Consider the following 9,854-nt stretch of genomic DNA (forward strand, 5'->3'; position numbering starts at 1 on the left):
ATGATCTCCGGTTGATTTTCATGATCTCCGGTTGATTTTCATGATCTCCGGTTGATTTTCATGAAAAAACGAGTGCCAGTGGCACTCGATTTTTTCATTTCATTTATTAGATTTTTCTTGCTACAAACTGTTCTATTAACTTATGATCCAACTCTTAATCGAACATTAATGGAATAATCCGGTTTCTTGCGATTTTTTCATTAATTTATTTGTGTGCTTATTAACAGGTTGTTTGAAGAATACACCAAATAAAATAAATCCAATACCAACCAACGATAGGAATATAATGTCACGAGTTGCACGACTCCAAACAATACCACCTACAGCTTCACGCATTAAATCTACAGCATAAGTAAACGGTAGAAAAGGATTAATTGCCTGGAAGAACTCTGGCAGCAGAACGACTGGATAAGTTCCACCCGATCCTGCAATTTGCAACACTAGAAGAACAATTGCCATTGCTTTACCAACATCACCAAATACAGAAACAACTGTATAAACAATAGCCATAAACACAAAGCTGGTCAATAAGCCGAATATTACAAACCAAACCGGAGCTCTTACTTCAACACCAATTAAAAATAAATCACCTAAGGTTACAATCAATGTTTGCAGGAGTCCAACCGTAAAAAATGTAAGAAACTTCCCTAAATACATTTGCTTACCTGTGTAAAGTTCTGGTTCTTTAAGATCGGTAGCTAATAATGAAATTAATAATAACGCTCCTACCCAAATTGATAACACTGTGTAGAACGGGGTCATACCAGTTCCATAGTTATCGATTGGGAATAATTTATTTTCATGGAGTTCAACTGGTTCTGCAAAAAAACCGCGCTCTGCTTCCGGATCATTTTTCAGGAGATTAATAATCTCATTGATATCTGTTTCATCTTGCAATTCTCTAATCCGATCTGCTAATTCATTCACTTTATCATTCACATATGGATATTCGTTAAGCACCGATTCAAGTGAATCTTTACCCTCACCCAGATTATCATCTGTGCTTGATAGAATTTTACTTACTTCAGGAATTAGCTCTTGGACTTCTACCAAGATATTTCTAGCATCAGAAAGTGTTGATTTTGCGTTTGAAATTTCATTTAATACGGTTGGCTCGATATTTTCTTTATATTCTTTAACAAAATTGTCGATTCTGTTAGAAGTATTTGCGGTTATTTCTTGTAAATCGGCAAGCATGCTGTCTACTTCTTTTTTTGTATCCGTTAAAAAATCATCCACTTTACCAACGTTCTCTTGTATTTCATTCAAATCTTTTTTAATTGTAGCCAGTTTATCTAATGTTTCATCAATCTTTTGGTTCTGCTTCTCTTGAGACTGCTGCAGCTGATCATTAATTTGCTGGTTTATTTCTTTTTTATTTACCGAACCTTGGTCAGGACCCGAATTTCCATCTGGTGAACCACCTGTTTCCTTTTCTTCTTGATCATTTTCCTCTCCGTCTTGGCTTTCTTCTCCCTCTTGTTTCCCTCCTTGTTCGTTTTGTGGAATTTCCACTTCAATTTGTTTATTATTATGTTCTTTTAACTGATTAAGTGCCTGTTCAACTGTTTCGATTCTTTCTGTAGCTTCATTGATTTTTTCATTCATACCATTTTTTAGTTTATCTCCTAAACTAAAATCAATTTCAGCATTTTGAGCTTTTGTAATGAAATCATTAGCCTCCGATGCAATATTTTGCACCTTTTCCAAGTCTTCCTGTATCTGTGGGGCCATTTTATTTAATCTGTTTTCGGCCTCCTTCAGAAACTTATTTGTTTCATCAATAGTCGCTAAACCATCATTTGTTACACCCTCTGCATCAGGTACTAACCCTTGGGCTTTATCGATAACCCCTTGTGCATCATTTGCATCTGACAATGAATCATCAAGTAACTTTTTAATTTCAGGAAGCTTCTCTTCCACTTCAAAAACATAGTTTTGAAATTTTTCTATATCAGGAAGATCTTCTTCAATTTCAATACCAATTTTATTAAATATATCAAAAATGACGCCATTGACTGTTGATATAAATTCACTACTTATTTTATCAACGAGAACACTTGCCCCTTTTTGTGTAATTTTAGGAGCGATAGCGTTAATCTTCTCATTGACATAATACTCTATTTTCGCTTTTTTTGGATTGTCTTCAATAACTGTACCTAAGTTTTCGGAAAAATTCTCTGGAATAACGATGACCGCAAAGTAATCGCCGTATTCCACATTTTTCATCGCCTTATCACGATCAACAAATTTCCAATCCATATCATCATTGTTTTTAAGTGTGTCAACTAATTCATCTCCAACATGAATTTCTTCATCACGGACCGTTGCACCCTTATCTTCGTTTACAACACCTACTGGTATTTGATCTGTTTGTCCATATGGATCCCAGGAAGCTTTAATATTAAGCCAAGCGTAAAGTGAAGGCAGGATTATTAAACCGCCTATCAAAATAGCAGCTACCCAGTTCGTTCCAATATTTTTCATATCTGTTTTAAAAATATTCATGATGTTTTTCATAAATAACGTCCTTTTTATAAGATATTTTCTAAGAAAAATATGAATGAGCATTCATTTATCGATAAAATTTTATGTAAGATGTTATTATAGCAATTTTCCTTAATGATTTCCAATCAAATTATTCTCTGCAGTTCATAAAGGCCCATTTTTAATTATTTTCATTCCCAAAATCCCTTTTTATACATAGATTAACATAACAAGGAGGGATAGTGGATGAGTGAAAAGCACAAGCATGAACATAAGAACATAGGCGGAGGATTTTCGTTTATCGTTGTGTTGTTTATTCTTTTAATCATCGTAGGAGCTGGTGGATATAATATTGGCGGCTATGGTGCTGGTGGCTATGGTGGATGCTGTGGATATGGAGGCTATTAATTAAGCCTCCATCATTTATTTTATGCAAACATCCCAGTTTTATATGAATGTAATTAAAACAGGTCTTCCATCTTCCATAACATTCATATTAAATAACTATAAGAGGTACAATCAACATATAATGAAGCATTATTTAGATTTAATCACAAATCTCTGTCCTTATATTATAGGGCAGAGAAATTTTTATTATAAAAAACTTATGATGATCTGCGCTCTGAAGTTTGTTGAATATTGATTTTCCAATTAGCCCCTGTTCCAATTTGATATGCCTTTGCAAATGAACCTTGGTTAATTGCAACCGCTATTTTATCAACCGAATTGACATATAATAAAGGTTCGCCCAAATGACTGTCAGCGAAGGAATGACCAAATATCATACGATGTTTGTATATTTGCTTATTATTATTTGTTATTATTACATCCAACTTATCGCCATATTGAATCCCTGCCTTCTTAAAAAGTGAGCGATCAATATTTGTCCATAGATTACCGAAGCGAACATCAAGAATATCGATAACTCCCGAAAGCATGTCTCTATCAAGACAGGCTTCTTGTTGATATAAAATGATAAGATCCTCCACGTTAATTTTCGGACCAACACCATCAAACGAAATAGCACCTGCTGCTAATCGCGCTCCTGTATACGCGTAAACATCACGCCCATGAAAAGTATAAGATTCACCTGATTTCGGTAATCGATTAACTGTTTCATCAATGATACGAACTTCTGAAATGCCAATATTTTTCTTAATATGTGTGAGTGTACCATTATCTGGTGTTACAATATATTGATTCTTCGATGTTTTAACAACAACACTTAACCGGTCAGAACCTACGCCCGGATCTACAACGGAAATGAACACGGTGTCTTCCGGCCAGTATGTGATCGTTTGATATAGTCGGTAAGATGCTTCCCAAATATTAAACTGAGGGATATGATGGGTCAAGTCAAAGATTCTTAATCCTGAATCTACAGAGATTGCTACGCCATACATTGCATTTACTGCACCATCACTTAGTCCAAAATCAGTTTGAATTACTAAATTATTCATATAATACCTCCATTATTAATGTTTGTAAAACAACTTATAATTATGATGAAAATTAAAAAACCACGTCTTATCGACAATTCGATAAGGACGTGGTTGGATTTACGTGGTACCACCTTACTTCACTGCATATCTATAATACAGCCTCCATCAAGTACGCAAGTCACAGACTATTGATACTGTGGTATGTGATAACGAGTACCAATTCTCGTCGCAACCTAATCATTTACGCGAAATTTTCAGTACGAAACTCAGAGGCCATTGTTCAGATTCGTATTTTTACTTCTTTTCAGCTACCGAAGCTCTCTGTATAAAATAAACTAAATCCTACTTTCCCTCTTCCATGTTTTTAGCAGATATTTTTAAATATTAAAGTTATTATACGAAACAAACAGTTATTTTGCAAGGATTGTTTTCGTCATAAATAATCTAAGAATTGTCTCCATGCTTCCACTTTCTCCTCAAATGATTTCGGGGATTACCGTAATACTCACGCTTTTTTAAGGACATTCCCCCAGGCATTGAACCGAGTATGATCACTTTTGGAGTCTTAGGAATGATAGGTGAAAACGAAATAAGTTTTTCAGACATAAACCGTTCTCTCCTCACAAATTAATGGTCATTTATTTATTATTTTCGTGTATAGCCAATTTGATCAGGATATACTATATTATATCCCCAGTAGAGAGGAAGTTAAAATTTGTATAAAGAAATATTACAAACAACAAAACATAGGGAGTTCCCCACCCCTAAGCTACCATGGGTAATGACACAAAAATGGGAGCATGTATTATTTATACATTGGCCCGTTCCAAAAAAAATACTTAGAGAACATGTACCTTCAATTCTTGACATAGATACATATGACGGAAAAGCGTGGATTGGTGTTCTTCCATTTGAGGTGAGCGATGTGCGTATTAGAGGACTTCCAAGAATTCCTTTTTACAATTCTTTACTGGAAGTGAATGTAAGAACTTATGTTAAATACAATGGAATTAGCGGAACTTACTTTTTTAGTTTAGATGCAAATAAATTGGCCATCGTACTGGGGGCGCGAATGTTAACCCTCCCATATAAAAACGCAGCCATTAAAATTAAAAAATCTTCGCATATTGAATTCTTATGTAAACGCAGGGAATTAAAAATAAACCCAGCTATTTTTCAAGCAAGCTATAAACCTTTAACTAAAAGTTATTCGAATGCCATTCCTGGAACATTAGCTCATTGGCTCATCGAAAGATACCGGTTATGGACAGTAAAAGGAAAAACATTATACCAAGGAGATATTCATCATAAGCCTTGGAGTCTAAGTCCCGTCACAGCGGAAATAAAAAGACACACATTAATTAATTTTTTGTCTGAATCCAGTTGCAGCTCTCCGCCTGTTGTCCATTACTCCTTAGCACAGCGTGCTCTTATTTGGCCGTTACGAAAAATAGGTAGCATCTGTACTTAATTCTATTCTTTTTTTTATCCATTCGCCTCTCGTAAACCGAAAAAAGCAGCTCACCTACCCCAAAGTATCCAGCGAGTGAAACTGCTTTATATAGCACTAGTTTCACTCGTAGTTTTTTGCTATCGAATGATTTTGCTCCACCGCTTTCATATTATCTTTAATATAAAAGGATAACAAAAGACCAATAATCACTAAAGCAGTAGACATATAAAAGGATATATTTACACCATGAATCAATTCACTCGGTTCAGCTGACTCACCATTATCTAATGCAGTATTAGTCATAACCGTAATTAATATAGCAGTACCAATAGATGCAGCTACCTGACGCATTGTATTATTCATAGCCGTACCATGAGGGATTAATCGATTAGGCAATTGATTTAGACCGGCTGTTGTTGCTGGCATCATAACCATTGATATCCCTAACATTCGAATTGCAAAGACAACGGTTAAATAGGCAAAGCTTGTCGTTTCAGTTAAGTTTGTAAACATTAAAGTAGTAACCGTTATAATCGACAATCCAATAATTGTTAACCATCTAGCCCCTACTTTATCGAATATTCTTCCGTTAATGGGAGACATAAATCCCATTACCAGCGCACCTGGAAGAATCATTAGACCAGATTCAAAAGCTGTAAAACCTGCCATGTTTTGCATATAAATAGGTAATATTGTTTCAGCACCAATTAATGATACAAAGGCGATCATCGTAATAACAGTCGTTATTGCAAAGACTTTATTTTGAAAGACACGAAACTCTAGAATCGGCTGCTTTAATTTAAACTGCCGTAGTATAAATACAGTAAGTGAAATTGCCCCAATAGCTAATGATAAGATAACAAACGAGTTGGACCAACCGTAATTTCCCGCACTGCTAAAACCATACAATAGACCGCCAAATCCAAAAGTAGATAGCACAATAGATAAAATATCTATTTTGGGAGATGTTGGTGTTGTTACGTTTTTCATTACAAAATAGGCAATAATGATATCGATAACAACTAATGGTAATACCACATAAAATAAAGCTTTCCAATGGTAATGTTCGATTAACCATCCGGAAAGGGAAGGACCAATTGCCGGTGCGAAAGCAATAACTAAGCCAATCGTTCCCATTGCAGATCCGCGTTTTTCAATAGGATATAGTAATAGTATCACGGTCATCATTAAAGGCAGTACAATTCCAGCCCCAGCAGCCTGAATCACTCTACCAACCATCAATAATGGAAAATTTGGAGCGACGAGGCAAAACATTGTCCCTAAGGCGAATATCATCATCGAGGTTAAATAGAGCCCTCGAGTAGTAAAGGTTTCTACCAAAAAGGCAGTAATCGGAATCATTATTCCATTCACGAGCATAAAAATAGTTGTTAACCATTGAGCAGTATTTTCAGTAAGATTGTATTCACCCATTATCGGAGGAATTGCCGTAACTAGCAATGTTTGATTTAATATGCTTAGAAATGCACCAGCTAATATTACAGCAACGATCGAAATTTTCTGAACGGGCTGTACGTTTTCTGCTTTATTATGGTTCATTACTTCAGCTCCTTATCCATTGCGTTGCTGCTCATAGCAGTCGAAATAAGCAGGTTTTATTAATTATATCTTTTAAATAAGTAATAATGAAAGGATTGCTACTACTGTATATTTCTTCAAACTTATCATTTACAACTCCTCTAGCGCATTTGAACTCCCCCATATCACAGTATATAATTTTGGCAACCTCATCTTTTTAATTTCATTTAAAAATTCATCATAGCCTCTAGTTAAGGAATCAAAAGCATAACAATCCATACGTTCCCGATATGCTTTCATTATCTGTGTTTTACATTCAAAAAAGATGATATATCCTCCAACATCTGCACAGTTCTGGAGAAGATGTGCTCACACAAATTGATAATATCCAGCAGGAAGCACAAGATATGATAGCTAATTGGGATGGAAGTTTGCCAAAGCCAATTCCAATGGTTCCTCGAGCACTAAAACTTAAAGAATTCATTGAGTGGGAAAAAACTCGTACAACAATCGCACAGGGAGAAATTCCATTTGGGGAGATTTTGAAAAAGTGGAACCGATTCAATTTACGAATAAAACAATATCTTTATTGGCTGTGTTGCTACGTTTGATTCGTACGCATTATTTAAAGAGATATATTTCATACTTAAAGAACATAACATTAAAATGATATAAATACCCCTTAGCTAAAAACCAAAACCAATACTGCAATCATAACTAAGGGGGAAACTACTGTACGTCTCAGTTCTTCGCTTGGTTTGGATGGATTTCGGGATGGATTAGCAATACACTTTTTCCTCCGGCTCCCGGTAAATAATTCTTGGAGAACGGTGGTAATTAGGATTTTCCTCCCCATATTCATTATCAGGGGAAAGAAACAAGACTAATTTCGTAGCAATTTACTTCCATTGATAATAAAGGCTCCATCAACAAAAATTTGATCCCCGTCTCAAGTAAAACATTCTTCGTTATCTTAGAGAAATTGTGATAAACAGTTCCTTGATAAACCTCTAAATTAAAAAAATCTGTACCTCGACACAATTTAGTTTACTGGCTAAATATTCCTTTGTCAACGACTTTTCTCATTATTGCAAAATATAGGAATAATAGATTACGACGTTTTTCCTCATAATTATATACATTACCACTTAAATTTATCTTTTAGTATGTTTAATTAAAACTAAAAAATCCAACTGTCCTAATATAAGACAATTGGATGCTGAATGGAGAGTGTATAAAACTAAAAGATCAGCTTCAATAAAGAAGCTGATCTGTTTTGTTTTAAATGGATAAGCCACTTATGCCGTAATTTGAAATATAAAAAGTTTTTAACCACCACTTCACAAAGTGGGTGTTTGCAGAAACCTTCCTGTCTTCCGCTACCATTTCTACGGCTCGACATTCCAATTTCGATATAAAACTCCCTATTTCAATACTTAGAGGTTAAAACTTCATATGATTACGTACATCGTAGCTTGTGTATATTATTATATAATTTTTCATCAGCAATTGCAATAGTCATATTCATAGAGTTCTTCCATAAGTCCGGAACGAACGTTTATTCACTTTTTTAGGACTTATGGAACATCAAAATGTCTATAAATAATAATACAATGATACGATTTACTTTTCAATGGTAATCTACACCATTTTAAAATAATAGTTCATAAATCTCATTCAGTTGATGGGTGCGGATAGTATCCTTAGCGCTGTTTGCGTAATTAATTTCTTCTTTTAATAACGAATCTAAGTAGTCCACTTCTTTTGCATCTAAATTTTGAACAAATTCCTCCTCAGTTTTGTAGTTTTGCGTTTCAATTTTTTGATAAATGGCTAGTCCTAATTCATCTTTTGTATAATTGGCTAATGATTCACGCAAATATAAAAGTGTATGTTTTATGGTTTTCACCCCGTCTACTTTCACAATTCTTAAATCTTTGTATTCTTTTTCTTAGCGCGGTCTTCAAGTTGCGATTTTGGTTGATGAATTGCTTTATCTTCTGAAAGACCTTGAGAATTTACACTTCTATTTATTCTTTTTTTACTCCAATTATTTTGCTTCTCGCTCACTTTAAAACACCTCCTCTGCCTAGTGTTTCAAAATCATCTCTATCTATTCAGATACTTTATCCATTTCTCTATTCCCCCTAAAAAAAAACACTTCTCCTAAGTGTTTACAAATTCATATTCCTAATTTCAACAAAGAGTTCATTAAAAGATTATAATTTCTGTTTTTTTCATATATATATAGTAGGAGGTGGAAATAATGAATAAATTTTATTTTGGCTTTTTTTCATTTCTGTTCTTTATTGTCACTTTTCTCTCTCTGCTTGTAGCTTTGATTAAATAATCTACTTGTAATCTACGCACTTAGTGTGGGGGCACTAGGTGCGTTTTTCCCTACATGTTTATCATATACATATTGGATAGAAAAAATGAATAATTTTTCTACATCAAAGGTATTTTATATATTTTTTCTACTATGAAATATAATGCGAGAGCGCCTTATTTCTTTTGAAAGTCTTTTTTAATAAAAAGATAACGAAAATGTGCATATAAAAAAGAAAACAGGTAACGATAAATACGAGAGCGTTTGGCTCAAAACATATTTGGAGGTTATTTATTATGGCACAACAAAATTCACAACAACAAATCCAGCAAGCTGTTCAGCAGGCACAAGCGGCACAGCAAGCTGTTCAGCAGGCACAGGCTAGCGCAAATCCACAGCAGTTGCAACAAGCTCAACAGCAAGTGCAACAAGCACAACAACAAATGCAAAATGTTCAAAACCAAGCTGGTGCTGCTGCACAACAAGATCCACAATTCCAACAGGCACAACAACAAATGCAGCAAGCAACCCAACAAGTTCAGCAAGCACAGCAAAATAATAACCAGTAATTAAGGATTATGACATAGAGGCTGGGACAAAACTC

General features: G+C 34.6%; 10 protein-coding genes, 1 other RNA gene and 1 other annotated feature. Of the genes, 4 read left to right on the forward strand and 7 right to left on the reverse strand.

Annotated features, from left to right (window positions below; all coding sequences use genetic code 11):
- Positions 1–165: 165 nt before the first annotated feature.
- On the reverse strand, positions 166–2,520 hold the full coding sequence (locus GZ63_RS0103300; protein ID WP_029266839.1) for a YhgE/Pip domain-containing protein: 2,355 nt from the start codon (positions 2,518–2,520) through the stop codon (positions 166–168).
- A gap of 213 nt (positions 2,521–2,733) precedes the next feature.
- Here GZ63_RS0103300 and GZ63_RS17270 point away from each other — a divergent pair, with 213 nt between their 5' ends.
- On the forward strand, positions 2,734–2,895 hold the full coding sequence (locus GZ63_RS17270; RefSeq protein ID WP_084178944.1) for a YjcZ family sporulation protein: 162 nt from the start codon (positions 2,734–2,736) through the stop codon (positions 2,893–2,895).
- 197 nt (positions 2,896–3,092) lie between these two features.
- Here the strand turns inward: GZ63_RS17270 and GZ63_RS0103310 are convergent, their stop codons facing one another.
- Together GZ63_RS0103310 and GZ63_RS17275 are read right to left on the reverse strand one after the other, a co-directional pair.
- Positions 3,093–3,947 carry an SAM hydrolase/SAM-dependent halogenase family protein gene (locus GZ63_RS0103310; protein WP_029266840.1) on the reverse strand — a complete coding sequence of 285 codons (855 nt, stop codon included), beginning with the start codon at positions 3,945–3,947 and terminating at the stop codon, positions 3,093–3,095.
- A gap of 80 nt (positions 3,948–4,027) precedes the next feature.
- Positions 4,028–4,297: a binding site (T-box leader), on the reverse strand.
- A 76-nt stretch (positions 4,298–4,373) separates the two neighbouring features.
- On the reverse strand, positions 4,374–4,535 hold the full coding sequence (locus GZ63_RS17275; RefSeq protein WP_318842353.1) for a uracil-DNA glycosylase family protein: 162 nt from the start codon (positions 4,533–4,535) through the stop codon (positions 4,374–4,376).
- Between the two features lie 109 nt (positions 4,536–4,644).
- Between GZ63_RS17275 and GZ63_RS0103320 the strand changes: the two genes are divergently transcribed.
- A complete protein-coding gene (locus GZ63_RS0103320; protein ID WP_051681372.1) occupies positions 4,645–5,400 on the forward strand; it encodes a YqjF family protein in 756 nt (251 codons plus the stop codon).
- 102 nt (positions 5,401–5,502) lie between these two features.
- Here GZ63_RS0103320 and GZ63_RS0103325 read toward each other — a convergent pair whose 3' ends face one another.
- Positions 5,503–6,942 carry a DHA2 family efflux MFS transporter permease subunit gene (locus tag GZ63_RS0103325; protein ID WP_029266842.1) on the reverse strand — a complete coding sequence of 480 codons (1,440 nt, stop codon included), beginning with the start codon at positions 6,940–6,942 and terminating at the stop codon, positions 5,503–5,505.
- Between the two features lie 344 nt (positions 6,943–7,286).
- Here GZ63_RS0103325 and GZ63_RS0103335 point away from each other — a divergent pair, with 344 nt between their 5' ends.
- Positions 7,287–7,532: a hypothetical protein gene (locus GZ63_RS0103335; protein WP_029266843.1), complete on the forward strand. Its 246-nt coding sequence runs from the start codon at positions 7,287–7,289 to the stop codon at positions 7,530–7,532.
- 676 nt (positions 7,533–8,208) lie between these two features.
- On the opposite strand, the gene ssrS is transcribed toward GZ63_RS0103335, so the two are convergent.
- The 3 genes from ssrS to sspL all read right to left on the reverse strand — a co-directional run bounded on the left by ssrS (position 8,209) and on the right by sspL (position 8,991).
- Positions 8,209–8,401: non-coding RNA, 6S RNA (gene ssrS / locus GZ63_RS17280), on the reverse strand.
- Positions 8,402–8,572: 171 nt separating this feature from the next.
- Positions 8,573–8,845 carry a sigma-G-dependent sporulation-specific acid-soluble spore protein CsgA gene (locus GZ63_RS0103340; protein ID WP_226374297.1) on the reverse strand — a complete coding sequence of 91 codons (273 nt, stop codon included), beginning with the start codon at positions 8,843–8,845 and terminating at the stop codon, positions 8,573–8,575.
- A gap of 5 nt (positions 8,846–8,850) precedes the next feature.
- Positions 8,851–8,991, reverse strand: coding sequence for a small, acid-soluble spore protein L (sspL, locus tag GZ63_RS17285; RefSeq protein WP_084178947.1), 141 nt, complete (start codon positions 8,989–8,991; stop codon positions 8,851–8,853).
- Between the two features lie 555 nt (positions 8,992–9,546).
- On the opposite strand from sspL, the gene GZ63_RS0103355 reads away from it, so the two are divergent.
- The gene (locus GZ63_RS0103355) at positions 9,547–9,819 is read left to right on the forward strand and encodes a hypothetical protein (RefSeq protein WP_029266845.1); all 273 of its coding nucleotides are present in this window, start codon (positions 9,547–9,549) and stop codon (positions 9,817–9,819) included.
- The last annotated feature ends 35 nt before the right edge of the window (positions 9,820–9,854 follow it).

The sequence above is a fragment of the Virgibacillus alimentarius genome (assembly GCF_000709085.1).
Lineage (GTDB): Bacteria > Bacillota > Bacilli > Bacillales > Amphibacillaceae > Virgibacillus_B > Virgibacillus_B alimentarius.

What these genes read in the sequence shown, in the direction of transcription:
- GZ63_RS0103300 (WP_029266839.1), bottom strand. Translation starts at nt 2,520, where the DNA reads ATGAAAAACATCATGAATATTTTTAAAACAGATATGAAAAATATTGGA.
- GZ63_RS17270 (WP_084178944.1), top strand. Translation starts at nt 2,734, where the DNA reads ATGAGTGAAAAGCACAAGCATGAACATAAGAACATAGGCGGAGGATTT.
- GZ63_RS0103310 (WP_029266840.1), bottom strand. Translation starts at nt 3,947, where the DNA reads ATGAATAATTTAGTAATTCAAACTGATTTTGGACTAAGTGATGGTGCA.
- GZ63_RS17275 (WP_318842353.1), bottom strand. Translation starts at nt 4,535, where the DNA reads ATGTCTGAAAAACTTATTTCGTTTTCACCTATCATTCCTAAGACTCCA.
- GZ63_RS0103325 (WP_029266842.1), bottom strand. Translation starts at nt 6,942, where the DNA reads ATGAACCATAATAAAGCAGAAAACGTACAGCCCGTTCAGAAAATTTCG.
- GZ63_RS0103355 (WP_029266845.1), top strand. Translation starts at nt 9,547, where the DNA reads ATGGCACAACAAAATTCACAACAACAAATCCAGCAAGCTGTTCAGCAG.